The organism is Pedococcus badiiscoriae, assembly GCF_013408925.1.
GTDB classification, from domain to species: Bacteria; Actinomycetota; Actinomycetes; order Actinomycetales; family Dermatophilaceae; genus Pedococcus; species Pedococcus badiiscoriae.
The window spans coordinates 792816-817915 of sequence record NZ_JACCAB010000001.1 but is presented as its reverse complement, the minus strand read 5'-3'; the positions used below and the strand labels follow the sequence as shown (position 1 = coordinate 817915).

The following is a 25100-nucleotide window of genomic DNA, read 5'->3' as shown; positions in this document are numbered from 1 at the left end:
CGGGTAGATGAGGTTGCGGACCAGGGGGGGTGGCCGCGGGCGTCAGCTCGAAGTACTCGCCCCGAAACGGCACGATCCGCGCGGATGGCCGGTGGCCGAGTCGGCGCGCCACCTCGTCCCCTTGCAGGCCGGCGCACGCGACGACCAGGTCCGCCGCGAAGTCGCCACGGGTCGTGCGGACGATGGTCGTCGGCCCGGACCGGACGGCGCCGAGGACCTCCGCGCCGAGCACCAGGGTGGCGCCGGCCCCCTCGAGGCGCCGCACGAGAGCGGTGCACACGGCGGCGTAGTCGATGATCCCCGCCGCCGGCACATGGAGCGCCGCCAGGGCGTTGACGTGTGGCTCGTGGTCCCTGGCCTGCGCCCCGGTGAGCCGCGTGACGACCAGACCGTTGGCGAGCCCGCGCTCGTGCAGCCGGGCCAGCCCGGCAAGCTCGTCCTCCCGCGTGGCGACGACGAGCTTGCCGCAGATCTCGTGGGGGACGCCCTCCTGCTCGGCGAAGGCGACCATGGACGCGGCTCCGGCGCGGCACATGAGGGCCTTCTTCGAGCCGGGCGCGTAGTAGAGGCCCGAGTGGATGACTCCGCTGTTGCGCCCGGTCTGGTGGGCAGCCCACCTGTCCTCCTTCTCCACGAGGGTGACGTGGGCGCCGGGGTACTCACGGGACAGCCGCTCGGCGACGGCCAGTCCGATGATCCCGCCGCCGACCACGAGGAGGCGCAGCGGCGTCGGCATCCTCCAAGCCTAGGGCGGCGGAATTCGCCGAGCGCCGGGATGGTTGCCACCGACGACGTCCGGTTCGAGGATGTCAGCACCTGCCGCCGACCGAATGCGAGCCGCCATGCCCCACGAGTCCCTGACCGAGCCGCTGTACTCCATCGCCGCCACTGCCCAGGGCGGTCGTGCGGGACACGTCACGAGCGAGGACGGCGTCGTCCACCTCAAGCTGGGCAAGCCCGGCAGCAAGGCGAACCCCAAGGCCAACCCGGAGACGCTCTTCGCCTCCGGCTACGCGGCCTGCTTCGGCAACGCGCTCAACTCGGTGGCGACCGCGATGGGTCTGGACACCTCGGACTCCACCGTCACCGCCACCGTGACGCTGGGCAAGACCGACACCGGCGTCGGGCTCGCGGTGGCGCTCGTCGCCAACGTCCCGGGACTCGATCGCAGCACTGCGCAGCAGCTCGTCGACGCGGCGCACGAGCGGTGCCCGTACTCCAAGGCCGTCCGCGGCAACATCGACGTCACCGTCGCCCTGGCCTGACGGCGACACCGCACCGAGATCGCCTGCCGCCGTGCCGGGTGGTTCCCCGGTGCGCGTCAGACGATCCGGCGTCAGACGGTGCGGCGTCAGACGATCCGGTCGAGCAGGCCCGTGTCGACGTCGTACATGAAGCCCCCCACGGCGACCTGGTCGCCGATCAGGGGGTGTGACCGGACGGCGCGCACGTCGGCGAGCAGGGCCTCGCGCTGGTCGTCGATCACGTGGAAGCCCTGCCAGGAGGCGTCCTGACCGGCGGAGGCGCCGACCCGTTCACGCAGCTCGGCCTCGGTGTGGCTGGCCATCGCGCACCGGGTGTGGGGGACGATCAGGATGCGCTTCACCCCGAGCAGGTGCACCCCCAGGACCAGCGCCTCCAGGGCGTTGGAGGTCACCCGGCCACCGGGGTTGCGGAAGATCTTCGCGTCGCCCGGGGAGAGGCCCACGAGCCGCAGCGGGTCGATCCGCGAGTCCATGCAGGTGACGATCGCGACACCCGCGTGGGCGATGCCGTCGAAGCCGCCCGTCGTGAAGTCGGTCGCGGCGTAGGTACGGTTGGCCTCGAGCAGGTCGTCGAAACCGGTTGCGGTGGAAGCGTTCTCGGTCATGTCAGGGTTCTCCTTCACAGCAGTCCTGGTCGCTTCGGGATGGACATGGCCATCGGTCTGGTCGTGGAGGCGAAGAAGTCGTTGCCCTTGTCGTCGACCACGATGAAGGCCGGGAAGTCCTCGACCTCGATCTTCCAGACGGCCTCCATGCCGAGCTCTGGGTACTCCAGCACCTCGACCGACTTGATGCAGTCCTGGGCCAGCCGGGCGGCCGGTCCGCCGATCGACCCCAGGTAGAAGCCCCCGTGCGCCTCGCACGCGTCGGTGACCTGCTTCGACCGGTTGCCCTTGGCCAGCATCACCATCGAGCCGCCCGCGGCCTGGAACTGGTCGACGTAGGAGTCCATCCGACCCGCGGTCGTCGGCCCGAACGAGCCGCTCGCATAGCCCTGCGGGGTCTTGGCCGGACCGGCGTAGTAGACCGCGTGGTCCTTGAGGTACTGCGGCATACCGAGGCCGTCGTCGAGCCGTTCCTTGATCTTGGCGTGCGCGATGTCACGGGCGACCACCAGCGGACCCGAGAGCGAAAGCCGTGTCTTGACAGGGTATTTCGTGAGCTCTGCGCGGATCTCGTCCATCGGGCGGTTGAGGTCGATGCGCACCACGTCGTCGCCCTCGTCGTCGAGGTGCTCGTCGGTCGTCTCGGGCAGGAACCGTGCGGGGTCCCGCTCGAGGACCTCGATGAAGACTCCCTCGGGGGTGATCTTGCCCAGCGCCTGCCGGTCGGCGGAACACGAGACGGCGATGGCGATGGGCAGCGAGGCACCGTGACGGGGGAGCCGGACGACCCGGACGTCATGACAGAAGTACTTGCCGCCGAACTGGGCCCCGATGCCGAAGTTGCGGGTCAGCTCGAGGACCCGCTCCTCGAGCTCGGTGTCACGGAAGCCGTGTGCGCTGCTCGAGCCGGAGCGGGGCAGCTCGTCGAGGTACTTGGCGGAGGCGTACTTCGCTGTCTTCAGCGCGAACTCGGCGCTGGTGCCGCCGATGACGATGGCCAGGTGGTACGGCGGGCAGGCGCTCGTGCCCAGGGACCGCAGCTTCTCGTCGAGGAAGGCCAGCATCCGCTCGGGGTTCAGGACCGCCTTGGTCTCCTGGTAGAGGAACGACTTGTTGGCGCTGCCACCCCCCTTGGCCATGAAGAGGAACTTGTATGCCGTCTCGTGCCCGGGTGCGGTGTCGGCGTAGAGCTCGATCTGGGCCGGCAGGTTGGAGCCGGTGTTCGTCTCCTCCCACGTCGTCAGGGGCGCCATCTGCGAGTAGCGCAGGTTGAGGCGGGTGTAGGCGTCGAAGACGCCACCGGCGATGGCGCGCTCGTCCGTGCCCGAGGTGAGCACGTGCTGGCCGCGCTTGCCCATCACGATCGCGGTGCCGGTGTCCTGGCACATCGGCAGGACCCCACCGGCGGCGATGTTGGCGTTCTTGAGCAGGTCCAGCGCCACGAACTTGTCGTTGTTGCTCGCCTCCGGGTCGTCGATGATCCGCCGGAGCTGGGCCAGGTGCGCGGGGCGCAGGTAGTGCGCGATGTCGTGCATCGCCGTCTCGGTCAGGGTCCGCAGCGCCTGCGGCTCGACCTGGAGGAACGTGCGGCTGCCGGGGCCCTCGACGGTGGACACGCCCTCGGTGGTGACCAGGCGGTACTCGGTCTCGTCCGGGCCGATGGGCAGGAGGTCCACGTAGGTGAAGTCGGACCCGGTGTCGGGGTCTGCCTCGAGGTGGAGGTCCAGATCGGTCATCGGGCTCAGCTCTCCTTCGTGCGCGAGGTCCGCGGACCCGCCTCGGTCACAGCTCGTCGAGGCCGGGGGCATAGGCCCCGGCCCTGCCGACCGTGACCCCGCTGGTGGCTATGCCGCGTTCGACGGCCGGTCGGACATCCTCCAGTGTCGCGCTGCGCAGGCGCTCGCGTGCACCCGGGTCCCCGAGCAGGCCGGAGGCGAGCAGGCCGGACAGCAGTCCGGCCATGAACGAGTCACCGGCTCCCACGGTGTCGACGACCGTGCGAGCGGCCGTCGGTGCCCGGCTCTCGTCCGGACCGCTCGCGACCCGGTAGGCCACGCCGTCGGGGCCGAGGGTGACGACCACGAGGCTCGGGCCCTGGCCCAGCCACCGGGTCATCACCGCCCCCGCGCTCTCGTCGGGGTAGAGGTAGGCCAGGTCGTCCCCCGAGGCCTTGACGACGTCGCTGAGCCGGACGAGCTCCTCGACCCGAGCCCGCACCGGCTCGAGCTCACCCATGATCCCCGGGCGGATGTTGGGGTCGTAGGACACCGTGCCGTGCTCGCGCCCCCGGACCAGGGCATCGGTGACGCTTTGCGCCCCGGGCTCGAGGATGGTGCCCAGCGACCCGGTGTGGAGGTGGCCGGTGCCGTCGGGCAGGGGGATGGCGGGCAGGTCCCAGTGCAGGTCGAAGGTGTAGGTGGCGGTGGCGTGCTCGTCGAGGGTGGCGAGCGCGGTCGAGGTCGGCAGCTCGCCGAAGCTCTGGGGCAGCACGGTCACCCCGTGCGAGCGCAGGTGGGACGCGATCCGCTCACCGCGCTCGTCCCGCCCGAGGCGGCAGGCGAAGTCCACGTCGTGGCCCAGTCGGGCGAGCCCGATGGCGACGTTGGCCGGGCTGCCTCCGACGTGCTCGGCCCTGGTCCCTGCGCTGTCCAGGACGATGTCGACGAGTGCCTCACCGATGACGAGGTTCCTGACGTGCACGTGAGCTGCCTTTCCTCGGGGGGCTGGCGGTCGGGGCGGCCGAGCGCTGGGCTGCGGTCAGCCGGCGTGGTCGAAGTCGATGGACGAGTACGCCCGCAGCTTGGCGAGCTGGTGGTGGCTCTCGATGAGGCGGATGGTGCCCGACTTGGAGCGCATCACCAGGGAGTGCGTGGTCGCCCCACCGGCGCGGTAGCGAACACCCCTGAGCAGCTCCCCGTCGGTGATGCCGGTGGCCACGAAGAAGCAGTTCTCGCCGGTGACGAGGTCGTCGGTCGACAGGACCCGGTCGAGGTCGTGCCCCGCGTCGATCGCGCGCTGGCGCTCGTCGTCGTCCTGGGGCCAGAGGCGGCCCTGGATGACGCCGCCGAGGCACTTGATCGCGCAGGCGGTGATGATGCCTTCGGGGGTCCCGCCGATGCCGAGCAGCAGGTCGATGCCGGTGTCGTCGCGCGCCGCCATGATGGCGCCCGCCACGTCGCCGTCGGAGATGAACCGCAGCCGGGCCCCGGCATCGCGCACCTGCGCGGCCAGCTCGTGGTGGCGCGGCCGGTCCAGCATGACGACGGTGACGTCCTCGACGGTCTCCTTCTTGGCCTTGGCGATCCGCCTGATGTTCTCGGCGACCGGGAGGCGGATGTCGACGACGTCCGCGGCGTCGGGACCGGTGACGAGCTTGTCCATGTAGAAGACCGCGCTGGGGTCGTACATCGACCCACGGTCCGACACGGCGAGCACGGAGACCGCGTTGGACTGGCCCTTGGCGGTCAGGGTCGTGCCGTCGATGGGGTCGACGGCGACGTCGCACTCGGGCCCGAGGCCGTCGCCGACCTCCTCGCCGTTGTAGAGCATCGGGGCGTCGTCCTTCTCGCCCTCGCCGATGACCACGACACCCTTCATCGAGACGGTGCTGATTAGGGCCCGCATCGCCTCGACAGCGGCGCCGTCGGCGCCGTTCTTGTCGCCGCGGCCGACCCAGCGACCACCCGCCATGGCGGCCGCCTCCGTCACCCGCACCAGCTCCAGGGCGAGGTTGCGGTCAGGTGCCTCGACACCCACGCGCAGGGACGAGGGAAGGTGCTGCTCGGACATGCATCGATCCTTCACGCGGCGACGGGTGAGCGCCCGAAGCCTATCGGTGGCGGGGCCGGTTGGCGCCGGGCGGTGTGGGTCAGGGACGATGGGGGCGTGAGTGAGCCCGCCCCCCGCAGTTCGTACGCCAACGGTTCCGTGGCCAACATCGTCCGGTCCCTGTTGGTCATCGGCGTCATCGTGGCCGCGCTCATCGCGATCGTGCCCCGCGTCAACAGCGTCTCGCAGCCCCCGGTCGACGTCCCCGGCGCCTCTGTCGAGGTCGCCAAGGAGAGTGGCTGGCCGATCGAGCGCCCCGTGGCACTGCCTGACGGCTGGAAGGCGACCAGCGTCCGCTACGTGCGTTCCACGGGTGGGCTGATGACGTGGCACGCGGGCTACCAGACGCCGACCGGCAACTACATCGCGCTGGAACAGACCAAGGACGCGACGGCCGCGTGGGTCGAGGCCCAGACCAACCGCGCCGCGCACACCGGCGAGGTGCAGGCCGGGGGCAGGACGTGGGGCACCTACGTGCGCAGCGGCAAGGTGCAGAACAGCCTGGTCCACCGCGCCCAGGGGCCCACCGAGCTCACCACGATCGTGACCGGCACCGGCACCTTCGAGGAGCTCGAGGCCTTCGCCGGGACACTCCGGCCCGTCCGGACCAGCTGACGCCGGGCTAGCTGACGCCGGGCTAGCTGACGCCGGGCTAGCTGACGCCGGGCTAGTCCTCGTCCTGGTTGAGCGCGGCTTCCGCACCGTCGAGCCATGTGCTGCAGTGCGAGGCGAGGGCCTCGCCTCGCTGCCACAGCCGCATGCTCTCCTCGAGTCCCAGCTGCCCGCCTTCGAGCAGGGCCACCACGCTGATGAGCTCGTCGCGCGCCTGCTCGTAGGACAGCCCCGCGACGTCGGCGTTCGCCGGCTCGTCGGACGCGATGTCGACGCCCGGAGCCGTCACCCTGTCTGCTGCCTTGGCCATGGTCCAGCAGCCTAACCGGCCCGGTCGGGCAGGCCGACGACCCTCGCCGCGAAGTCTCCCCGAGCCACCCGCACCCTCAGCACCTCGTCCACGGCGACGTCGTCCTGGTCGGTGACCACGCGCCCGTCGCGGTGCTGCACCACGGCATACCCACGCTCGAGGGTGGACAGCGGCGACAGGGTCCGGACCTGTGCTCGGAGGTGGTCGATCTGGTCGGCGGCGCGGTGCACGGAGGCAAGCACGCGCCGGTGGGCACGGTCGGTGAGGGCGTCGAGCTCCTGGCGACGGGCGTCGATCATGGCGGCGGGACGTGCCATGACGGGACGTGAGCGCAGCGCGGTGAGCTGCCGTCGTTCGCTGGCGATCCGTCCGTGCAGCGCCCGTCGACCCCGGTCACGTGACTGGCGTATGCCGTGGCGCTCGGCCTGCGCGTCAGGCACCACCCGCTTGCCCGCGTCGGTCGGGGTCGAGGCGCGCCAGTCCGCGACGTGGTCGAGCAGGGGGGTGTCGACGTCGTGCCCGATCGCGGAGACCACCGGCGTGCGGGCGGCTGCCACGGCACGGACCAGGGCCTCGTTGCTGAACGGCAGGAGGTCCTCGACCGACCCACCGCCGCGGGCGATGACGATGACGTCCACCTCGGGGTCGGCGTCCAGCTCCTGCAGGGCCGCCATCACCTCCTGCACGGCCGAACCACCCTGCACGGCGACCTCACGGATCGCGAACCTGACCGTGGGCCAGCGTCTGCGGGCGTTCTCGACGACGTCCTTCTCGGCGGCGCCCGCGCGCCCGCAGACGAGCCCGACGGTCCGCGGCAGGAACGGCAACGGGCGCTTGCGCTCTGCATCGAACAGTCCCTCGGAGGCGAGGGTGCGTTTGAGGTGCTCGACCCGCGCGAGCAGCTCGCCGATGCCGACCGGCCTGATCTGACGTGCGTCGAGCATCAGCGAGCCGCGCTGGGTCCAGAAGACCGGCTTGGCCTGGAGGACGACCCGGGCCCCCTGGGTGAGCGGTGTCGGCATGGCGTCCAGGGCGTTGACCTGGATCGCGACCGACAGGGACATGTCGACGTCCGGGTCGCGCAGGGTGAGGTAGGCGGTGCGCTGCCCGGGGCGCCGCGTGAGCTGGACGACCTGGCCCTCGACCCACAGCACCGACATCTTCTCGACGTACTCGGCGATGCGCATGCTCAGCAGCCGCACCGGCCACGGCGACTCGGCGGAGGTGTCCGCGGCCTTGTCGGGCAGCGTCGGTCGCTGTTCTGGGCCGCTCACGGGCTCACTCTAGGAGGTGGCACCGGCGCCGGCCGGGTTGCGCTATACATCTCGCATGGTGGGGAGTCGCGGGGGTGTTCGGCGCAAGGTCCTGGCGGTCATGACGGCGCTGGTGGCCGTGGTGCTGGCCGCCCAGCCGGCCGAGGCCTATGTCGAGATCGCCCACGCCCCGCCAGGGATCTGGATGTACGAGCGGCTCGCCGGCCCGGGAGAGGTCCGGGCGACGCTCACCCTGGAGAACCTCCGGGCCGGCGAGGCCCGGTTGTTGCGGAGTGAGTCGAAGGTCTCCCACGGGACCCCGGACCGCAACGCCGTGGGACAGAAGATCGCTTGTGGCCGACGCGCCGGCCCCTCGGTCCAGGAGACCTGGGGAGGCACGAACCTGCTGGCTCGCGACGGCGTGACGACGATCGTCGTACGACAGCTGTTCGTCGCACCGGCCGCAGGCACCTGGGTGTGCCGCCTTCTGGTCTACACCGACTCGCACTCGGCGACCATCCCCGCCCGCGTCCGGCTCGAGAGCGCCTTCCTCGGCGACGTACGGGGGCCTGTTGCGGTGGGGGACTGGGCCCTCTCGACCCGCACCGGCGGCGCCGTCTTCTTCCCCGCCTCGGACACCACCGAACGCACTGCCGTCCAGGTGAACGGCTTCCGGGCGCCGGCTGGCGCCACCCGGCTGACGGCGCTCTCCGACATCTTCCTCACGAACTGCTACGGCACGGGCGGTGCCGGGTGCCCCCGCGGGACCTTCCCGCGCTCCGGTTCGACCACCTACGTGCTGCAGGCCTCGCTCCGGGCCAGCAACCCCGCCTGCGTGGGCAAGACCAGCTCTGCTCTCGTGCGGACCTTCGACCAGCTGACCCACCACACGGGGGTGACCCTGGACCTTGCAGTCCCCCTCCCCGCGGGGGTCGACTGCGGTGCGTGGACGAGCCGGGTCACGGCCCGCCGGGGCTCGGGCCTGCCCTTCGTAGTCCAGCTCTACCCCTACTCCAACGCGTCACTGGTGGCCGACTGACCGCGCGGCGCTCCTGACCGTGCGGGCGAGGTATGCCGCGTGGTCTCCACGCGGCATACCGTCCCTGCGGATCGGGCGGGCCCTCGGTGGCCCCACCGCGGATTGGGGCGGCCGCCGGCGGCCACCTACGATGGAGCCATGACCTCGACGACTGACCAGGCCACCAAGCGGGTGCTGCTGGCGGCGCCGCGCGGCTACTGCGCAGGCGTCGACCGGGCCGTCGTGACGGTCGAGAAGGCCCTCGAGCTGTACGGGCCGCCGGTCTACGTGCGCAAGGAGATCGTGCACAACAAGCACGTCGTCACCACCCTCGAGAAGCGCGGCGCGATCTTCGTCGAGGAGACCGACGAGGTGCCCGAGGGCGCGACCGTCATCTTCTCCGCCCACGGGGTCGCCCCGGTGGTCCACGAGGAGGCCAAGGCCCTCAGCCTCAAGACCATCGACGCCACCTGCCCGCTGGTCACCAAGGTGCACCGCGAGGCCGTCCGCTTCGCCAGCGACGACTTCGACATCCTGCTCATCGGTCATGAGGGCCACGAGGAGGTCGTCGGCACCTCGGGTGAGGCACCCGAGCACATCACCCTCGTCGACGGGCCCGACGACGTCGCCAACGTGACCGTGCGCGACCCCGAGAAGGTCGTCTGGCTGTCGCAGACCACGCTCTCGGTGGACGAGACGATGGAGACCGTGCGTCGGCTGCGCGAGCGCTTTCCCTCGCTGCAGGACCCGCCCAGCGACGACATCTGCTACGCCACCCAGAACCGCCAGCTCGCCGTCAAGCAGATGGCTCCGGACTGCGACCTGATGATCGTCGTCGGGTCCCGCAACTCCTCGAACTCGGTGCGCCTCGTCGAGGTTGCCCTCGAGCACGGGTCGAGGGCAGGACACCTCGTGGACTACGCCGACGAGATCGACGAGGCCTGGCTCGAGGGCGTGACCACGGTGGGCGTCACGTCGGGGGCATCGGTCCCCGAGCTGCTGGTCCGGGACGTGCTGACCTACCTGGCCGAGCGCGGGTATGCCGATGTGACGCCGGTCGTGGCGGCCGAGGAGAGCCTGCTGTTCTCGCTGCCCAACGAGATCCGGCGCGACCTCAAGGCCCGCGGCCTCAGCGACAAGATGCGCCACGACGCCGCCTTCGAAGAGGCCGGTTCGCTGCACTGACGTGCCGTCGCCCGCCGAGCGCACGGCACCCTGAGGTCGGACACGACGCGCGCCGCCCGGGACGACGGTGACCGTCAGACCGAGGCGTCGCGGGTACCGTCTGACCCATGATCGGCTTGACGAGTGCGCGAACGCGGCTGACGCAGCGCCTCGTGGCCCGGGCCACTGGGGGCGCACCCGTCGATCTCACGAGCCTGGAAGCGGTGCCGCGCCGACTGCTGCGACCGTTGCGACGGTCCGGGTTGGATCCGGTGTACCGGATCGGCCGCTCGACGCCTGGACCCGTGCACCGTCTGGCCCACATGTTCGGGATGAACATCTGGCTGGTCTCGGGCCAGGAGGAGGTCAGGGCGGTCCTCGCCGACCAGCGGCGGTTCAGCAACGACATCCGTCCCCTGGTCGGGGCCGCCGGGGCGAGTGTCGGCGGCCTGGGGTTCACCGACCCGCCCGAGCACACCCGGCTCCGCTCACTGTTGACACCCGAGTTCACGATGCGCCGGATCAACCAGCTGGCGCCGCGGATCGAGGCGATCGTCGACGAGCAGCTCGAGCAGCTGGAGGCGCGCGGCCCGGTCGTGGACCTCGTCGAGCACTTCGCCTTCCCGATCCCGTTCCTCGTCATCTGCGAGCTCCTCGGTCTGCCGGTCGAGGATCGGGCGCGGTTCATGGCCCTCAGCCATGCCCGGTTCGACGTCACGGCGGGCGGGGCAGGTGCCTTCGGCGCCATCTCGCAGAGCCAGCTGTTCCTCCTCGAGGCCACGCGCAAGCAGCGCGCCGACCGTGGCGACGGTCTGCTCGGCCGGATCCTCGCGGCGGTGGGTGACGATGTCAGCGACGAGGAGGTTGCCGGCCTGGCCGACGGCGTCTTCACCGGTGGCTACGAGACGACCGCGAGCATGCTGGCCCTCGGCTCGCTGGTGCTGCTGCGCGACCGCAAGCACCTCGAGCTGGTCCGCGACGACGACAGCGCGATCGACGGCGTGGTCGAGGAGATGCTGCGCTACCTCAGCGTCGTCCAGATCGCCTTCCCACGCTTCGCGAAGGAGGACCTCGACCTCTTCGGCAAGCGGGTCCGCAAGGGTGACGTCGTGATCGCCGCGCTCAGCCGAGCCGACCGTGACCATCGCGTCGGGCCGGACCTGGGCACCTTCGACCCACATCGGCCACCCTCACCGCACGTCGCCTTCGGCTACGGGTTCCACCGCTGCGTGGGCGCCGAGCTTGCACGCCTCGAGCTGCGGATCGCCTTCCCCCGGCTGGTTCGTCGTTTTCCCGAGCTCGCGCTGGCCGTGGAGCCCGAGGCGCTCTCGTTCCGGGACACCTCGATCGTCTACGCGGTCGACTCCCTGCCAGTCCACCTCGGCGCGTCGAGGTCGTCGAACTCCAGCTGAGGGCGCTCGGCGTCCGCGGTGGCGGCCTCGATGAGCTCCATCGCCGTCAGGACGCGGGGGCCGGCCTCCACCGGCGGGGGGCTGGGCAGCGACTGCTCGACGATGCCTGCCTCGTGCATCCGGCGCGCTGAGACCAGGACACGCGACTCGAGCGCTCCCACCATCTGGTTGTACGCCTCGACGGACCGCTGCAGCGCCGTCCCCATCTTCATCGTGTGGCTGCCCAGGGTGCCCAGCCGGTCATAGAGGTCGCGACCCAGGGTCATGACCTCGCGCGCGTGGGCCGTGAGGGCGTCCTGCTGCCACGTGAAGGCCACCGTGCGGAGCAGGGCCAGCAGCGACCCTGGCCCGACCAGCACGACTCGTCGGGCCATGGCGTCCTCGTGCAGGGCCGGGTCGGCGGACAGGGCGGCGGCGAGCATGGCGTCGCTGGGGACGAAGCAGACGACCATCTCCGGCGAGTTCTCGAAGGCGGTCCAGTAGTCCTTGGCCGCCAGCGCCGTCACGTGCGACTTCAACGACGCAGCGTGGGCTCGCAGGAGGGCGGCGCGCTCACCGGCGGGCAGGTCCTCCGCCTGGGCCGAGAGGAAGGCCGCCATCGGGGCCTTGGAGTCGATGACGAGGTACTTGTCCCCGGGCAGCCGGACCACGACGTCGGGCCGCACCTGCCGCTGGTGCCTGCTCACGCGGCACACCTGCTCGTCGAAGTCGCACCGGGCCAGCAGACCGGCATGCTCGAGGACCCGGCGCAGCTGCACCTCGCCCCAGGCGCCCCTGACGGTCGAGGAGTTGAGGGAACCGGCGAGCGACTGGGTCTGGCGGCCCAGGGCGCTGGTCGACTCACGCACGGCGGCGATCGTGGTCTCGAGCGCCGCGAACTGGCTGGTGCGGTCACGCTCCAGGGTGCCGACCTGCTGCTCGACGCGGACCAGGGCGTCGCGCAGGGGGAGCAGTGCCGCCGCCGTCTGGGCGTCGTCGGAGACAGCCGCCTCGAGGTCGACCACGCGCTCGCGCAGGAGGTCGGCCTCCGTGCGCGCCGACGCGAGCGCGGCGGCACCGGACCCGCGCGCGCCCCACCAGCCCGCGGCGGCGCCGACCACCAGGCCGAGGAGGAGGATGCCCACGAGTTCCATGTGCCGACCATCCCACCCGGCACCGACAGCCGCCCCGCCGACACGACGCGCTGAGGTCCTGGACGTCGGGTCGTCGACGGTGCCGGCCGCGGCCCGCCGCAGCGATAGCGTCGGGTCATGCCCGAGACCGCCGCTGACGACGACCCGCGCCTGCGCGCTCTCCTGACCGACGGCGACGTGGGCCTGCGCGTGATCGAGGACGACGACGGCTCGGGTGACCACGCGTTCGCCGTCATCTGGGAAGGCGAGCAGGTGGGCCGCGTCGAGGTGATCGACGACGAGTCCGGCGATGCCGACCTGATCTGGACAGTCGTCGCGGAGTACCGCGAGGTCGGGATCGTCGAGCGCGCTCTTCGGCTCGCTGTCGGATGGACCTTCGAGACCCTCGACGTGCACCGCATCGAGGCCCGGGTCGACGAGAGCGACCGGGCGGCCGTCCGTGCCGCGTTGCGTGCGGGGCTGCGCAAGGAAGGCGTTGCGCGCGGCGCCCTGGCTGGCCCTGGCGACCGCCGCGAGACGATGGTCCTGGCCCGGCTGCGCACGGACCCGGCGCCGGACAGCCGTGATGGCTTCATCGCCCTGCTCGACTCCTCGTTGCCGACCAAGCGAGCGATCGCCCAGGGGGTCCTGCGCGACTCCCACGGCCGGGTCCTGTTGTGCGAGCTGACCTACAAGGCCGAGTGGGACCTGCCGGGCGGGGTGGTCGACCCGTCGGAGTCTCCCGCCCAGTGCGTGCGGCGCGAGGTCAGGGAGGAGCTCGGGATCGACGTGGAGGTCAGGGGACTGCTCGCCGTCAACTGGCTCCCGCCGTGGCGCGGCTGGACCGACGCCACGGTGTTCGTCTTCGACCTCGGGGTCGCCCCCGACGACCTCATCGCACGAACGACCCTGGAGCGCAGGGAGATCCGCTCGCTGCACTTCGCGGACGAGGAGGAGTGGGAAGAGCGCGTCGCCCCCTACAACCAGCGCCTGCTCGCCTTCCTGGCCGTCCACGCCGGTCCCACGGCATACCTCGAGGACGGGCTCCCTGCCCTGTGAGGTGAGGTCGACCACGTATGCCGCGCGGCGGCGCCCGCTCTGCGTGAGACTGGGCGCGTGAGTGAAATGGATGCGAGTAGTGGGATCGACACGGGCAGTGAAACCCACGCGGGCAGTGAATTCGACACGGGGACAGCGGTTTCGGCGCGCGCCGGCGAGCCGGGAGTCCATGACGCCGCTCTCGGTGCGGGCTGGCTGATCGGCGGCGGAGTCAACGGGGGTGTGCTGCTCGCCATCGCCGGACGTGCCCTGTCCGCCGAGCTCGGCAGCGCAGATGGCGACCGTCCGCCCCACCCCGACCCGCTGGCGATCAGCGCGTACTACCTGACGCCGGGAGTTCCGGGGCCGGCGACCGTGCGGACGTCAGTGGTGCGTCGCGGGCGGGCCGTCTCCACGGGACAGGCGTCGTTGCTGCAGGACGACGGTGCGGGCGGCGAGGTCGAGCGGGTCCGGTTCCTCGCGACCTACGGCGACCTGGAGTCCGTCGACGGCGACCTCACGACCTCGGCGCAGCCGCCGGACCTCCCACCGCCCGACCGGTGCGTGTCGGCTGCCCAGGCGCCGCCGGACTTCCTCAAGCACGCCTCGCTGCTCCAGCGCCTGGACATGCGCCTCGACCCGGCCACCACCGGCTGGGCCATGGGCAAGCCGTCGGGCAACGGCGTCATCCGCGGGTGGCTGCGGATGGCCGACGGGCGCCAGCCGGACCCGCTCCTGCTGCTCCTGGCGGTCGACGCGCTGCCGCCGGTCGCCTTCGAGCTCGGACTGCCCGGCTGGACCCCCACCCTCGAGCTGACCGCGCACGTGCGTGCGCGGCCCGCCCCGGGCTGGCTGAGGGTCAGCCTCACCAACCGCACGCTGGCCGGCGGCTTCCTCGAGGAGGACGCGGAGGTCTGGGACAGCGAGGGGAGGCTCGTCGCGCTGTCGCGGCAGCTGGCGCGCGCGTCCGCCCCGCCGTCCGACCGCCGGTAGACTCCCGGCCTTGTGGCTCTCACTATCGGAATCGTCGGCCTGCCCAACGTGGGCAAGTCCACGATGTTCAACGCCCTGACCAAGAACAACGTGCTCGCCGCGAACTACCCGTTCGCGACGATCGAGCCGAACGTCGGGGTGGTCCCGCTGCCGGACGCACGCCTGAAGCGGCTGGCCGAGATCTTCAGCTCCGAGCGCATCCTCCCCGCGACGGTGTCGTTCGTCGACATCGCCGGCATCGTCCGCGGCGCCTCCGAGGGGGAGGGCCTGGGCAACAAGTTCCTCGCCAACATCCGTGAGGCCGACGCCATCTGCCAGGTCGTCCGGGCGTTCGAGGACGGCGACGTCGTGCATGTCGACGGCAAGGTCTCGCCCGCCTCCGACATCGAGACGATCCACACCGAGCTGATCCTCGCCGACCTGCAGACCCTCGAGAAGGCCGTGCCGCGGCTGGAGAAGGAGTCGCGGATCAAGAAGGAGTCCAAGCCGCTGCTCGACAACGCGGTCGCGGCGCAGAAGGTCCTCGAGGAGGGCCACACCCTGTATGCCGCGGGCGCGGCTGCAGGAGTCGACCTCGACGAGGCGCGGGGGCTGGGGCTGCTCACGACCAAGCCGTTCATCTACGTCTTCAACCTCGACGAGGACCAGCTGGGGGACGCCGACCTGCACGACTCGCTGCGCTCGCTGGTCGCGCCCGCTGACGCGGTGTTCCTCAACGCCAAGCTCGAGATGGACCTCATGGACATGGAGCCCGACGAGGCCATGGAGCTGCTCGAGTCGTTCGGGGCCACCGAGTCCGGGCTCGACCAGCTGGCCCGCACCGGCTTCCACACCCTCGGCCTGCAGACCTACCTCACGGCGGGTCCCAAGGAGTCCCGGGCCTGGACCATCGGCCGGGGCTGGACAGCGCCGCAGGCGGCGGGGGTCATCCACACCGACTTCCAGCGCGGCTTCATCAAGGCCGAGATCGTCTCCTTCGAGGACCTGGACGCCACCGGTTCGATGGCGGCCGCGAAGGCCGCCGGCAAGGTTCGCATGGAGGGCAAGGACTACGTCATGGCCGACGGCGACGTGGTCGAGTTCCGCTTCAACGTCTAGATCGGGCTGAGCGAGCCCCAGACCGCGCGACGCGTTGCTACCGGCGCAGCCACCGCCTCTTGGTGGGTGGTGCGTCGGTCTCGGCCGGAGTCTGGGTCTCGAAGTCCTCGGGCTTGCCCTCGAAGTCCTCGGCCGTGCCCTCGATGGCTATCAGGTTCAGGCTGAGGAAGTAGCCGGACGCCTGATCCCCCGTGACGGACTCGAGCTCGACGTGCCCGTCCTCGGCAAGGAAGTTGAACACGTCCAGGCCTGGTAGGCGCAGCTCGGAGATCCACACGGCCTCCAGGAAGCTGGCCACCTGGCGCTCGCGCGTGCCAGGCCGGTAGCGGACGAGGGCGACGATGAGGCGGTTGGGGTCGTCGGTGACCTCGACCTCGACCCGGGCGAACATGACGCTGGACTCCAGCCGTCGCCGGAGCCTGGCTGCGGCGGCGTCGACCAGGGCTCCGGACGCCGGGGGCAGGTTGGTCGTCAGGCCAGCCCTGAGTCGCACGAATTCCTTGCGGTCCACGGTCGTGACCTTGCCCGAGCAGGCTCGAATCGGCAAGCGGCCCCGCCGAGCCGACGGGTCGTGGTACCTCCTCCATCCGGCGGTGGCGGCCACCGGCATACTCTGACATCGGCTGGGACAAGTGGTCGAGCCGCGCGAAAGGAACACCGATGAAGGCTCTCGTTGTCGAAGACGACGTGGACATCCAGGACATCGTCGCCAGCGTGCTGGGTCGAGCCGGCTACGAGGTTCTCGTCGAGGACAACGGCGACGCGGGGCTGGTCGCCGCGCTGACCCAGCAACCCGATCTGGTGATCCTGGACTGGATGATGCCGGGGCTGAGCGGGGTCGACGTGTGCCGGGGCATGCGTGCGGACCCGCGGGCACAGCACATCCCCGTCCTGCTGCTCACCTCTCGAGCCCAGGAGAGGGACATCGACCAGGCATTCACCGCGGGTGCCGACGACTACATGGTGAAGCCGTTCCGGACCCGTGAGCTGGTCAGTCGGGTCACGGCGCTGGCAGCGAAGAATGTCGGTCGCGTCGACTCCGACGGCTGAGCATCGCCCTGGAGGTCATGGGTCGAGGGTCGTCCGGATGTCATGGGTCGGGCGTCGCCGGCAGACCTAGACTCGGAAGTAGCTTCCCGACCCAGCAAGAAGGCGCCCATGGACGTGTACCTGATCGACGAGTCCGGTCTGACCCGTCGCCCCGAGGAGGAGCTGCCTGACCTGCTCGTGGCGGGCGAGGGTGTGGTCTGGGTGGACATCCCGCAGTGCCGTCTCTACGAGGCGGACGTGCTGGGGCGCGTCTTCGGGTTCAGCGAGATCGCGCTGCACGACTGTGTGAACCGCAACCACGTCTCCAAGATCCAGGCGTATGACGACCACGTGTTCACGGTGCTGCACGCACCCCTGCTCGGCTCCCACGGTCACGTGCACTACATCGAGCTCGACCAGTTCATGGGCACGAACTATCTCGTGACGATCCACGGACCGCTGAACCCCAAGGCGGACCCGGCTGTCGCCTTCCTCGACACCAACGCCGTGATGGAGCGGATCTCCGAGGGCAAGTTCCGCCCGAAGTCGGCCTTCGAGCTGTCCTCGGCGATCATCTTCGCGATGACGCGCCGCGAGATCGACATGATCGCCGGTCTGGCCGAGCAGTCCGGCCACCTCGAGCAGCGGGTGATGTCCGGCGAGGTCATGAAGGACTCGGAGGTGTTCCTGACCGACCTCTTCCAGGTCTGGTACGAGCTGCTCGCCATCCGCACGATCGCCGTGCACAGCAGCGCGACGTACGACCGGATGGCCAGCCTCGCCCGGTTCCTGCCCCCCGACCACGCGCCACTCGTCGCCGATCTGGCGGACCGCTTCGAGATGGTGTCGAGCATGGCCGACGGGCAGCGCGAGTCGCTCCACGGGGTCATCGAGTTCTTCCAGACCCGGGTCAGCACCCACCTGACGATCGCGTCGGACGACCTCGCCCAGATCTCCGTCCGGCAGAACGACGACATGCGCAAGATCTCGGCCTGGGTCGCCATCATCGCCGTGCCCACGGCGGTGACCGGTTTCATGGGGCAGAACGTGCCCTACCCGGGTTTCGGCACCGAAGCGGGCTTCTATGCCTCGACCACCGTCATGCTCGTCATGGCGATCGTCCTCTACGTGTTCTTCCGTCGCAAGAACTGGCTCTGACACCCGGGAACCCCCCTGGCGCCCACGCCCCGACGGCGACCGTATGCCACCAAGTCGCCCGGGCTTCCTCGGTGTGGCAGCCGTCTCCTCGCGCGGTGGGGCAGTAGACCAAGTGGGTGAGCACCCAGATCCACCGCAAGCAGCACCCCGGCGAGGTCCGCCTTCCGGCGGCCCTGGCCGTCCTCGTCGCCATCAGCCTGTACGCCCTGCTACCCGAAGGCCTGCTGCTCGGCCCACGGCTGGCGGTGCCTCTGCTGGAGGCGGCCCTCTTCATCCCGCTGGTGGCGGCCAACCCGCGCCGGATGACCCGTGACAACCGGTGGCTTCGCAGGGTCTCGATCGCGCTCGTGCTGCTCATCGCGGCGACGAACGCAGGCTCTCTCGTGCTGCTGGTGCGGGCCCTGGTCAGCGGTACCGCCCAGAACGGAGCCGGCTTGCTGCTGGCGGCTCTCCAGGTGTGGCTGACCAACGTGCTGGTCTTCGCGCTCGCGTACTGGGAGCTCGACCGCGGTGGTCCCGTCAAGCGCACCCAGACCGCGCGTCCAGGACTGCCGGTGGCCGACTTCCGCTTCCCCCAGGACGAGGACCACGACGCGATCTACGAGGTGGCCGCGAGCTCAGCGGCCAGGTCTGGGTGGGTGCCAGGGTTCATCGACTACCTGTATGTCTCGGTCACGAACTCGTCGGCATTCAGCCCCACGGACACCATGCCGCTCTCGTCGCGCACGAAGGTGCTCATGGGCCTCCAGTCCGTCTCAGCGCTGATGCTCTCGGTCCTCGTCATCGCCCGTGGAGTGAGCCTGCTCAAGTAGCCGGGAGCCCGACCTGACCGAGCCCGACCTGACCGAGCCCCGACCGAGCCCCGACCTGGCTGACGCCGGGGGTCGGCTGTTCGGGCAGGATCACCCGGTTCGGCGAACACCGGCATCCAGCCGACCTACCGTTGCCGAGTCACGCCGTGTCGACCGAAAGCGCCTGTCCCACCTCATGATCCGTCCTCCTGACCTCCACTGGCCCGCCGCTGCCGGCGCGCTGGTGACGGTGCTGGCCGTGTCGGCATGTGGCCCGGCGGCGGCCGGCTCCGCGGACGCCGACGGGGGCAGGACCTCTGCTGCGTCGGGCGTCGTCGCCGCCACCGCGGTGCATCCGACGACCTCGAACGGCACGGGCCCGAACACCACGCCGGGCCCCGCGTCCCTCGCTGCCCCGGCGGTGGCCTCGAGGGCGACGCCCTCGGCGAGCCACACCATCCGGCCCGGCGCGGCGGTCACCACCCTGGCCACCCTGGTCCTCAAGGGGCGGGCGCCCAGGACCGGCTACGAGCGCGCTCGCTTCGGACAGGCCTGGGCCGACGTCGACCGCAACGGCTGCGACACCCGCAACGACATCCTGAGGCGTGACCTGACCCGGTTCACGCTCAAGGCCGGCACCCACGGCTGCCTGGTCCTCAAGGGCACGCTCCACGACCCCTACACCGGCTCCACGATCGCGTTCGTCCGGGGCCCGAGCACGTCGAACGCCGTCCAGATCGACCACGTCGTGGCCCTCTCCGACGCCTGGCAGAAGGGAGCCCAGCAGTGGTCGCTGGCCCAGCGCACCGCCTTCGCGAACGACCCGCTGAACCTGCTCGCCGTGGACGGCCCGACGAACCTGCGCAAGGGTGACGGCGATGCCGCCACCTGGCTGCCCCCGCGCAAGGCAGGTCGGTGCGCCTATGTCGCGCGCCAGATCGCGGTGAAGCATCGCTACCGACTGTGGGTGACCGCCGCGGAGCGGGACGCGATGGTGCGGGTCCTCAGCGCCTGCCCGGGCCAGCCGCTGCCGCTCGCTACCTCGATCCCGCTGGGCGGTGGTCCCGAGCAGTCCGCCACCACGGCCAGTCGGCCAATGCCCACTCAACCGCCGTCCAGCCAGGCAACGCCCAGCAAGCCCTCCAACGGCACCGATCCACGGTTCGGCACCTGCCGCGAGGCGATCGCCGCAGGCTACGGCCCGTACCGCAGGGGCGTCGATCCCGAGTACTCCTGGTACCAGGACCGCGACCACGACGGGGTCGTGTGCGAGCGGTGACACCGCCCGGCCCGAATCGCGCGGGCGACCGGCAGGACTCTGGCAGATTGGGAGCATGACCGTCACGGTGCCCGTGGGCTGTCGGGTGTGGGTCCTGCTCGAAGGGGCCAGCGACGTGGCTGCCCTGCGCGTGGTGGCGCAGCGATCGGGCATCGGCCTCGCCGACGAGGGCATCCACCTGGTCGACATGCGCGGGGTCACCAACATCCGACGCCACCTGCTCGCCGCGACCGAGGCGCCGGACAGCCCGCAGGTGCTGGGCATGTGCGACGCACCGGAGGCACGCTTCGTCGTCCGTGCCCTGCGGCGCGTCGGCTGCGCGGTGGCGGCCGTCGACGAGCTGCCCTGGTGGGGCTTCCAGGTCTGCGACCGGGACCTGGAGGACGAGCTCATGAGGGACCTGGGCGAGAACGGCATCCGCACGGTGCTGGAGGACCTCGGCCTGACCCAGCGGTTCGCGATGCTCACCCAGCAGCCCGCCTGGGTGTCCGAGAGCTTCCACGAACAGGTGCACCGGTTCGCCGGCGCAGCCTCCGGTCGCAAGGAGCTCATGGCGGCGGCGATGGCGGGCGCGCTCGACGTGGCCGCGCTGCCCCGTCCGCTCGCCGGGCTGGTCGAGGCACTGAGCGCCCCAGGGCCGACGTTCGACCAGCTCCGCGGCGCTCCGCCGGACGAGTTCGGCGACCGCCTTGCAGATCGGCGCGGCGACTGACAGGTTTCCTGCGGCGTCTCGCGGAGGGGCCTCAGACCTGGGTGCCGACCAGGGCGCCGATGCCGTAGGTCACCAGCATCGCCAGTGCGCCGCCGGCCACGTTGCGCAGCACCGCTGGTCGCACTGGTGCCTCGCCGAGCCTCGCGCTGCCCCACCCCGTGAGGGCAAGCGCGGTCACGACGGCCACCGCCGTCACCCAGACCCGGGCCCCGGCCGGTGGGAGCAGGACTGCCAGCAGGGGCAACAGGGCCCCGAGGGTGAACGACACCATCGAGGCGAAGGCCGCGTGCCAGGGGTTGGTCAGGTCGTCGGGGTCGATGCCCAGCTCGGCCTCGGCGTGCGCGCCCAGCGCGTCGTGGGCGGTCAGCTGGCGCGCGACCTCGGCGGCGAGCTCGGGCGTCAGTCCCTTGTCCCGGTAGATCTCCGTCAGTTCCTCGAGCTCCTCCTCGGGCATGTCGCGCAGCTCGCCGCGCTCCTTGTCCAGCAGGGCCTGCTCGGTGTCGCGCTGGGTGCTGACAGAGACGTACTCGCCGGTCGCCATGCTCATCGCCCCGGCGGCCAACCCGGCGATCCCGGCGGTCGCGATGCTCGAGCGCTGGGCGGTGGCGGCAGCCACACCGATCACGATGCCCGCCGTGGAGACGATGCCGTCGTTGGCGCCGAGGACGCCGGCTCGGAGCCAGTTGAGCCGGGCCCCGATGCCCTGGACGTGCTCCTCCCCGTCATGCGGCTCGGTCTCGGCAGCTATCGCCTCAGCCATCGGCGGTCGCCTTGAGTCGTGCGGCAGCCTGCGTCACCCGGTGGGCGAGCTCGACGTCGAGCTGCGTGAGCCCTCCCTCGGAGTGGGTCGACAACACGAACTTCACTGTGCGCCAACGGATGTCGATGTCAGGGTGGTGGTCCATGTCCTCGGCCTCCAGCGCGACCTCGTCGACGAGCCGGACCGCGGTGGGGAAGTCCGGCGCCTGGTAGCTCGCGGAGATCTCGCCACCCTGGCGGGTCCAGCCCGGCAGCTCGCCGAGCTGGCGCCCGATCTCCTCGTCAGTCAGCAGTCGGCTCATACCGCCCACTCTGGCAAGGAACTCCACCCGTGTCACCGAAGCCCAGCCTTACCTCACCAGCGTGCCCCCTCAGCGGGTATGCCGCGGACGAGTCAGCTGGTTGTGGTTGTGGTCGTGGTGGTGGCGGTGGGCGCACTGGTGGCAGGGGCGGCCGAGGCAGCGGCGGCCGAGGCAGCGGCGGGGGTGACGTTCTCGGGGAAGTGGCAGGCGACCTGGTGACCGGGGGCGAGGGCGGCCAGTGGCGGCTCCTGCGTGCTGCAGATCTCCTGTGCCTTCCAGCAGCGCGTGTGGAAGCGGCACGCCGGGGGCGGGTTGATCGGGCTGGGCACGTCTCCCTCCAGGCGGATCCGCTCGCGCTTGGCCCGACGGTTGGTGTCCGGGATCGGCACGGCCGACAGCAGCGCCGTCGTGTAGGGGTGCATCGGTCGCGCGTAGAGCTCGTCGCGGTCGGCCAGCTCGACGATCTTGCCGAGGTACATGACGGCGACGCGGTCGGACATGTGCCGGACCACCGAGAGGTCGTGGGCGATCACGACGTAGGTCAGCCCGAACTCGTTCTGGAGGTCCTCCAGCAGGTTGATCACCTGCGCCTGGATGGAGACGTCGAGGGCGGACACGGGCTCGTCGGCGACGATGAGCTTGGGCCGCAGGGCCAGGGAGCGGGCGATGCCGATGCGCTGACGCTGGCCACCGGAGAACTCGTGGGGGTACCGGTTGTAGTGCTCGGGGTTGAGCCCGACGAGCTCGAGCAGGTCCTGGACGGCCCGCTTGGTGCCGTGCTCGGTCTTGACGTTCTGGAGCCGGTAGGGCGCCCCCACGATGGTGCCGACCGTGTGGCGCGGGTTCAGCGACCCATACGGGTCCTGGAAGATCATCTGGACGTCCTTGCGCAGCGGACGCATCTTGCCGGTCGACAGGTGGGTGATGTCCCGGCCCTCGAACAGGATCGTGCCGCCGGTGGGCTCGATGAGGCGCGTGAGCATGCGTCCCGTGGTGGTCTTCCCACAGCCGGACTCGCCGACGAGGGACAGCGTCTCGCCCTTGGCCACGTCGAACGTGAGGCTGTCGACCGCCTGTACTGCCCCTACCTGGCGCTGCAGCAGCCCGCGCCTGATGGGGAAGTGCTTGGTGAGCTCGCTGACGGACAGCAGGGGCTCAGCTCGCGGCGTCGACGTGCTGTCGGCGGTCTCGGTCGGCTGGTTCAAGGGGACTCCCAGGTCGTGCAGTCGGTGGGGGATCGGTGGGGACGAGGGCTGCTCAGAGCTTCGGCAGGATCTCGGTCTCCCAGATGCGGCGACGTTCCTCGGCACTGAGGTGGCAGGCGACGAAGTGGCCCGGAAGGGTCTCCTCGAACTCCGGTCGCTCGGTGCGGGCGAGCCCCCCGGTGCGGTCCTCGAACGCGCACCGCGGGTGGAAGGGACATCCCGAGGGCACGTTGATGAGGCTGGGCGGGGCGCCGACGATCGGCAGCAACCGCTCGGTGCGGACCCGGTCCATGCGCGGCATCGAGCCCAGCAGACCCCAGGTGTAGGGATGCTGAGGGCGCTCGAAGGTGTCGTGGGCGGACGCGTACTCCATGGAGCGGCCGGCATACATGACCAAGATGTCGTCGGCGAGCTCGGCCACGACGCCGAGGTCGTGGGTGATGATGATGACCGCCGAGTTGAACTCGCTCTGCAGGTCGCGGATCAGGTCGAGGATCTGCGCCTGGACCGTGACGTCCAGGGCGGTGGTCGGCTCGTCCGCGATGAGCAGGTCGGGGTCGCAGGACAGCGCCATGGCGATCATCGCGCGCTGGCGCATCCCGCCGGAGAACTGGTGTGGGTAGTCGTCCACCCGCGAGCTCGCCTGGGGGATGCCCACCCGGTCGAGCATGGTGATGGCGTGCTTGCGGGCGACACCGGCACTGACGTTGTTGTGCACCCGGTAGGCCTCGATGATCTGGTGGCCGACCGTGTAGAAGGGGTGCATCGCCGACAGCGGGTCCTGGAAGATCATCGCCATCTTCTTGCCCCGCAGGCCCCGGACCTTCTCGTCCGAGGCCGTGACGAGGTCGGTCCCGTCGAGCATGATCTGCCCCGAGATCCTCGCGTTGCCTCCGCGGTGCAGACCCATGATCGACAGGCTGGTCACGCTCTTGCCCGACCCGGACTCACCCACGATGCCCAGCGTCTGGCCGCGCTCCAGCTGGAACGACAGCCCGTCGACGGACTTGACCAGGCCGTCCATGGTCTCGAACGAGACGTGCAGGTCCCGCACGTCGAGGAAGGGGTCGCTCACTGGATCCGCACTCTCGGGTCGACGACGGCATACAACAGGTCAACGATCAGGTTCGCCAGCACGACGAAGACCGACGCCACGAGGACGACGCCCAGGATACGAGGGAGGTCCTGGTCGCCGATCGCCAGGATGGCGTAGCGGCCCAGCCCGTCGAGGCTGAACGCGGTCTCGGTCAGGACGGCGCCGCCGAGCAGCAGCCCGAGGTCGAGGCCGAAGATGGTCAGGATGGGCGTCAGTGCCGCCCGCAGTCCGTGCTTGACGACGACGTCGCGTTCGCGCAGGCCCTTGGCGCGCGCGGTGCGGACGTAGTCCTCGCTCATCGTCTCGAGCATGCCTGCGCGGGTGAGTCGCGCATACGCCGCCGAGAAGAGGAAGGCCAGGGTGATCCAGGGGACCATGAGGTCGCTGGCCCACAGCAGGGGGTTCTTGGTGATGGGGGTGTAGCTGCCGCCGGGCGGGACCAGGCCCCACTGGTAGGCGAAGAAGGCCAGCGCCATCAGGCCGGTCCAGTAGATCGGGAGCGACACGCCCGCGAGGGAGACGGTCATCGCGGCGCGGTCGAAGAAGGTGCCGCGACGCAGCGCGGACAGGACACCGGTCGAGACGCCCACCAGGAGCCAGATCACCGCTGCGCCGACCGCGAGCGAGAAGGTCACCGGGGCGACGCGCAGGATGTCGGGCAGGACGGCCGACTTGGTCTGGAAGGAGTAGCCCAGGCACGGGGCGGGGCAGTGGTCGATGCCGGAGCCGATGTTGTAGTCGACGCCGGTGAAGATGCCCTTCAGCCAGTGCCAGTACTGCACGTAGATGGGGTCGTAGAAGCCGAGGTTCACGGCCGTCAGGTGAACGGTCGCGGCCGTGGCGGACCGACCCACGTAGCGGGCCGCCAGCGTCTCGGGGGTGGCGCCGGCCAGCCGGGGGAGGAGGTAGAAGATCGCGAACGTGATGAGGGTGACGACCAGGAGGAGGCCGACGGCGGCGAACAGTCGCCGGATGATGTAGGTGATCACTTCGTGTGGCAGGGGGTGGCCGGCCCGGTCAGGACCGGCCACCCGCTGTTGCCTTCACCCGCTCTCTGTGCG

The 25100-nt window shown here is 70.7% G+C and carries 26 protein-coding genes and 1 pseudogene; 13 read left to right on the top strand and 14 right to left on the bottom strand.

Annotated features, from left to right (window positions below):
* Positions 1-61 precede the first annotated feature (61 nt).
* Positions 62-736, bottom strand: a pseudogene (locus BJ986_RS16570) (FAD-dependent oxidoreductase); the annotation flags it as partial.
* 106 nt (positions 737-842) lie between these two features.
* Between BJ986_RS16570 and BJ986_RS03855 the strand changes: the two are divergent.
* A complete protein-coding gene (locus tag BJ986_RS03855; protein WP_179420805.1) occupies positions 843-1265 on the top strand; it encodes an Ohr family peroxiredoxin in 423 nt (140 codons plus the stop codon).
* 86 nt (positions 1266-1351) lie between these two features.
* On the opposite strand, the gene BJ986_RS03850 is transcribed toward BJ986_RS03855, so the two are convergent.
* From BJ986_RS03850 to glpX, 4 genes are read right to left on the bottom strand one after another with little or no spacing between them, the layout of a single operon-like run.
* Positions 1352-1870, bottom strand: coding sequence for a beta-class carbonic anhydrase (locus BJ986_RS03850; RefSeq protein WP_179420804.1), 519 nt, complete (start codon positions 1868-1870; stop codon positions 1352-1354).
* A 14-nt stretch (positions 1871-1884) separates the two neighbouring features.
* The gene (locus tag BJ986_RS03845; protein ID WP_179420803.1) at positions 1885-3606 is read right to left on the bottom strand and encodes a fumarate hydratase; all 1722 of its coding nucleotides are present in this window, start codon (positions 3604-3606) and stop codon (positions 1885-1887) included.
* 46 nt (positions 3607-3652) lie between these two features.
* Positions 3653-4570 (bottom strand): PfkB family carbohydrate kinase, encoded by a 918-nt coding sequence (locus tag BJ986_RS03840; protein WP_179420802.1) that lies wholly within the window; start codon positions 4568-4570, stop codon positions 3653-3655.
* Positions 4571-4627: 57 nt separating this feature from the next.
* Complete coding sequence (glpX, locus tag BJ986_RS03835; RefSeq protein WP_179420801.1) at positions 4628-5659, bottom strand: class II fructose-bisphosphatase; 1032 nt, start codon at positions 5657-5659, stop codon at positions 4628-4630.
* 96 nt (positions 5660-5755) lie between these two features.
* Here glpX and BJ986_RS03830 point away from each other — a divergent pair, with 96 nt between their 5' ends.
* Positions 5756-6313 carry a DUF4245 domain-containing protein gene (locus tag BJ986_RS03830; protein ID WP_337794784.1) on the top strand — a complete coding sequence of 186 codons (558 nt, stop codon included), beginning with the start codon at positions 5756-5758 and terminating at the stop codon, positions 6311-6313.
* Positions 6314-6365: 52 nt separating this feature from the next.
* Here the strand turns inward: BJ986_RS03830 and BJ986_RS03825 are convergent, their stop codons facing one another.
* Together BJ986_RS03825 and xseA are read right to left on the bottom strand one after the other, a co-directional pair.
* Positions 6366-6620 (bottom strand): exodeoxyribonuclease VII small subunit, encoded by a 255-nt coding sequence (locus BJ986_RS03825; RefSeq protein WP_179420799.1) that lies wholly within the window; start codon positions 6618-6620, stop codon positions 6366-6368.
* 11 nt (positions 6621-6631) lie between these two features.
* A complete protein-coding gene (xseA, locus tag BJ986_RS03820; RefSeq protein ID WP_238338213.1) occupies positions 6632-7807 on the bottom strand; it encodes an exodeoxyribonuclease VII large subunit in 1176 nt (391 codons plus the stop codon).
* Between the two features lie 142 nt (positions 7808-7949).
* On the opposite strand from xseA, the gene BJ986_RS03815 reads away from it, so the two are divergent.
* The 3 genes from BJ986_RS03815 to BJ986_RS03805 all read left to right on the top strand — a co-directional run bounded on the left by BJ986_RS03815 (position 7950) and on the right by BJ986_RS03805 (position 11467).
* Positions 7950-8912 carry a hypothetical protein gene (locus BJ986_RS03815; RefSeq protein WP_179420797.1) on the top strand — a complete coding sequence of 321 codons (963 nt, stop codon included), beginning with the start codon at positions 7950-7952 and terminating at the stop codon, positions 8910-8912.
* Positions 8913-9050: 138 nt separating this feature from the next.
* Entirely contained in the window at positions 9051-10076 is a 1026-nt protein-coding gene (locus BJ986_RS03810) for a 4-hydroxy-3-methylbut-2-enyl diphosphate reductase (RefSeq protein ID WP_179420796.1), read from the top strand.
* 107 nt (positions 10077-10183) lie between these two features.
* A complete protein-coding gene (locus BJ986_RS03805; protein WP_179420795.1) occupies positions 10184-11467 on the top strand; it encodes a cytochrome P450 in 1284 nt (427 codons plus the stop codon).
* Here BJ986_RS03805 and BJ986_RS03800 read toward each other — a convergent pair.
* Complete coding sequence (locus tag BJ986_RS03800; protein WP_179420794.1) at positions 11407-12600, bottom strand: DNA recombination protein RmuC; 1194 nt, start codon at positions 12598-12600, stop codon at positions 11407-11409. The two genes, BJ986_RS03805 and BJ986_RS03800, sit on opposite strands and share 61 nt — an antisense overlap.
* 117 nt (positions 12601-12717) lie before the next feature.
* On the opposite strand from BJ986_RS03800, the gene BJ986_RS03795 reads away from it, so the two are divergent.
* The 3 genes from BJ986_RS03795 to ychF all read left to right on the top strand — a co-directional run bounded on the left by BJ986_RS03795 (position 12718) and on the right by ychF (position 15708).
* Positions 12718-13638, top strand: a complete 921-nt coding sequence (locus tag BJ986_RS03795; RefSeq protein WP_179420793.1) for an NUDIX hydrolase — start codon at positions 12718-12720, stop codon at positions 13636-13638.
* Positions 13639-13704: 66 nt separating this feature from the next.
* A complete protein-coding gene (locus BJ986_RS03790) occupies positions 13705-14610 on the top strand; it encodes a thioesterase family protein (RefSeq protein ID WP_179423455.1) in 906 nt (301 codons plus the stop codon).
* Between the two features lie 12 nt (positions 14611-14622).
* Positions 14623-15708 carry a redox-regulated ATPase YchF gene (gene ychF, locus BJ986_RS03785; RefSeq protein WP_179420792.1) on the top strand — a complete coding sequence of 362 codons (1086 nt, stop codon included), beginning with the start codon at positions 14623-14625 and terminating at the stop codon, positions 15706-15708.
* A 37-nt stretch (positions 15709-15745) separates the two neighbouring features.
* Here ychF and BJ986_RS03780 read toward each other — a convergent pair whose 3' ends face one another.
* Entirely contained in the window at positions 15746-16219 is a 474-nt protein-coding gene (locus BJ986_RS03780; RefSeq protein ID WP_179420791.1) for a hypothetical protein, read from the bottom strand.
* Between the two features lie 149 nt (positions 16220-16368).
* Here BJ986_RS03780 and BJ986_RS03775 point away from each other — a divergent pair, with 149 nt between their 5' ends.
* From BJ986_RS03775 to BJ986_RS03755, 5 genes are all read left to right on the top strand, one after another.
* Positions 16369-16758, top strand: coding sequence for a response regulator transcription factor (locus BJ986_RS03775; RefSeq protein ID WP_179420790.1), 390 nt, complete (start codon positions 16369-16371; stop codon positions 16756-16758).
* A gap of 108 nt (positions 16759-16866) precedes the next feature.
* Positions 16867-17895: a magnesium transporter CorA family protein gene (locus BJ986_RS03770; protein WP_179420789.1), complete on the top strand. Its 1029-nt coding sequence runs from the start codon at positions 16867-16869 to the stop codon at positions 17893-17895.
* Between the two features lie 116 nt (positions 17896-18011).
* Positions 18012-18707, top strand: coding sequence for a DUF1345 domain-containing protein (locus tag BJ986_RS03765; protein ID WP_179420788.1), 696 nt, complete (start codon positions 18012-18014; stop codon positions 18705-18707).
* 175 nt (positions 18708-18882) lie between these two features.
* A complete protein-coding gene (locus tag BJ986_RS03760; protein WP_179420787.1) occupies positions 18883-19965 on the top strand; it encodes a GmrSD restriction endonuclease domain-containing protein in 1083 nt (360 codons plus the stop codon).
* A gap of 55 nt (positions 19966-20020) precedes the next feature.
* Positions 20021-20677, top strand: coding sequence for a TOPRIM nucleotidyl transferase/hydrolase domain-containing protein (locus BJ986_RS03755; protein WP_179420786.1), 657 nt, complete (start codon positions 20021-20023; stop codon positions 20675-20677).
* Between the two features lie 31 nt (positions 20678-20708).
* On the opposite strand, the gene BJ986_RS03750 is transcribed toward BJ986_RS03755, so the two are convergent.
* The 5 genes from BJ986_RS03750 to BJ986_RS03730 all read right to left on the bottom strand — a co-directional run bounded on the left by BJ986_RS03750 (position 20709) and on the right by BJ986_RS03730 (position 25070).
* Positions 20709-21437 carry a VIT1/CCC1 transporter family protein gene (locus BJ986_RS03750; protein WP_179420785.1) on the bottom strand — a complete coding sequence of 243 codons (729 nt, stop codon included), beginning with the start codon at positions 21435-21437 and terminating at the stop codon, positions 20709-20711.
* Entirely contained in the window at positions 21430-21738 is a 309-nt protein-coding gene (locus BJ986_RS03745; RefSeq protein WP_179420784.1) for a 4a-hydroxytetrahydrobiopterin dehydratase, read from the bottom strand. The genes BJ986_RS03750 and BJ986_RS03745 overlap by 8 nt, the downstream gene beginning before the upstream one ends.
* Before the next feature lie 92 nt (positions 21739-21830).
* Positions 21831-22943 carry an ABC transporter ATP-binding protein gene (locus BJ986_RS03740; protein ID WP_272955364.1) on the bottom strand — a complete coding sequence of 371 codons (1113 nt, stop codon included), beginning with the start codon at positions 22941-22943 and terminating at the stop codon, positions 21831-21833.
* A gap of 52 nt (positions 22944-22995) precedes the next feature.
* Positions 22996-24018 carry an ABC transporter ATP-binding protein gene (locus BJ986_RS03735; RefSeq protein ID WP_337794780.1) on the bottom strand — a complete coding sequence of 341 codons (1023 nt, stop codon included), beginning with the start codon at positions 24016-24018 and terminating at the stop codon, positions 22996-22998.
* Complete coding sequence (locus BJ986_RS03730; protein ID WP_337794778.1) at positions 24015-25070, bottom strand: ABC transporter permease; 1056 nt, start codon at positions 25068-25070, stop codon at positions 24015-24017. Before BJ986_RS03730 ends, BJ986_RS03735 begins: the two co-directional genes overlap by 4 nt.
* Between the last annotated feature and the right edge of the window lie 30 nt (positions 25071-25100).

Bases quoted from the DNA above. Each gene is read 5' to 3' on its own strand.
- glpX (WP_179420801.1), bottom strand. From the start codon at position 5,659: ATGTCCGAGCAGCACCTTCCCTCGTCCCTGCGCGTGGGTGTCGAGGCA.
- BJ986_RS03815 (WP_179420797.1), top strand. From the start codon at position 7,950: ATGGTGGGGAGTCGCGGGGGTGTTCGGCGCAAGGTCCTGGCGGTCATG.
- BJ986_RS03800 (WP_179420794.1), bottom strand. From the start codon at position 12,600: ATGGAACTCGTGGGCATCCTCCTCCTCGGCCTGGTGGTCGGCGCCGCC.
- BJ986_RS03795 (WP_179420793.1), top strand. From the start codon at position 12,718: ATGCCCGAGACCGCCGCTGACGACGACCCGCGCCTGCGCGCTCTCCTG.
- BJ986_RS03790 (WP_179423455.1), top strand. From the start codon at position 13,705: ATGGATGCGAGTAGTGGGATCGACACGGGCAGTGAAACCCACGCGGGC.
- BJ986_RS03755 (WP_179420786.1), top strand. From the start codon at position 20,021: ATGACCGTCACGGTGCCCGTGGGCTGTCGGGTGTGGGTCCTGCTCGAA.
- BJ986_RS03745 (WP_179420784.1), bottom strand. From the start codon at position 21,738: ATGAGCCGACTGCTGACTGACGAGGAGATCGGGCGCCAGCTCGGCGAG.
- BJ986_RS03855 (WP_179420805.1), top strand. From the start codon at position 843: ATGCCCCACGAGTCCCTGACCGAGCCGCTGTACTCCATCGCCGCCACT.
- BJ986_RS03845 (WP_179420803.1), bottom strand. From the start codon at position 3,606: ATGACCGATCTGGACCTCCACCTCGAGGCAGACCCCGACACCGGGTCC.
- BJ986_RS03760 (WP_179420787.1), top strand. From the start codon at position 18,883: ATGATCCGTCCTCCTGACCTCCACTGGCCCGCCGCTGCCGGCGCGCTG.
- BJ986_RS03750 (WP_179420785.1), bottom strand. From the start codon at position 21,437: ATGGCTGAGGCGATAGCTGCCGAGACCGAGCCGCATGACGGGGAGGAG.
- BJ986_RS03805 (WP_179420795.1), top strand. From the start codon at position 10,184: ATGATCGGCTTGACGAGTGCGCGAACGCGGCTGACGCAGCGCCTCGTG.
- BJ986_RS03810 (WP_179420796.1), top strand. From the start codon at position 9,051: ATGACCTCGACGACTGACCAGGCCACCAAGCGGGTGCTGCTGGCGGCG.
- BJ986_RS03770 (WP_179420789.1), top strand. From the start codon at position 16,867: ATGGACGTGTACCTGATCGACGAGTCCGGTCTGACCCGTCGCCCCGAG.
- xseA (WP_238338213.1), bottom strand. From the start codon at position 7,807: ATGCGCATCGCCGAGTACGTCGAGAAGATGTCGGTGCTGTGGGTCGAG.
- BJ986_RS03775 (WP_179420790.1), top strand. From the start codon at position 16,369: ATGAAGGCTCTCGTTGTCGAAGACGACGTGGACATCCAGGACATCGTC.
- BJ986_RS03825 (WP_179420799.1), bottom strand. From the start codon at position 6,620: ATGGCCAAGGCAGCAGACAGGGTGACGGCTCCGGGCGTCGACATCGCG.
- BJ986_RS03850 (WP_179420804.1), bottom strand. From the start codon at position 1,870: ATGACCGAGAACGCTTCCACCGCAACCGGTTTCGACGACCTGCTCGAG.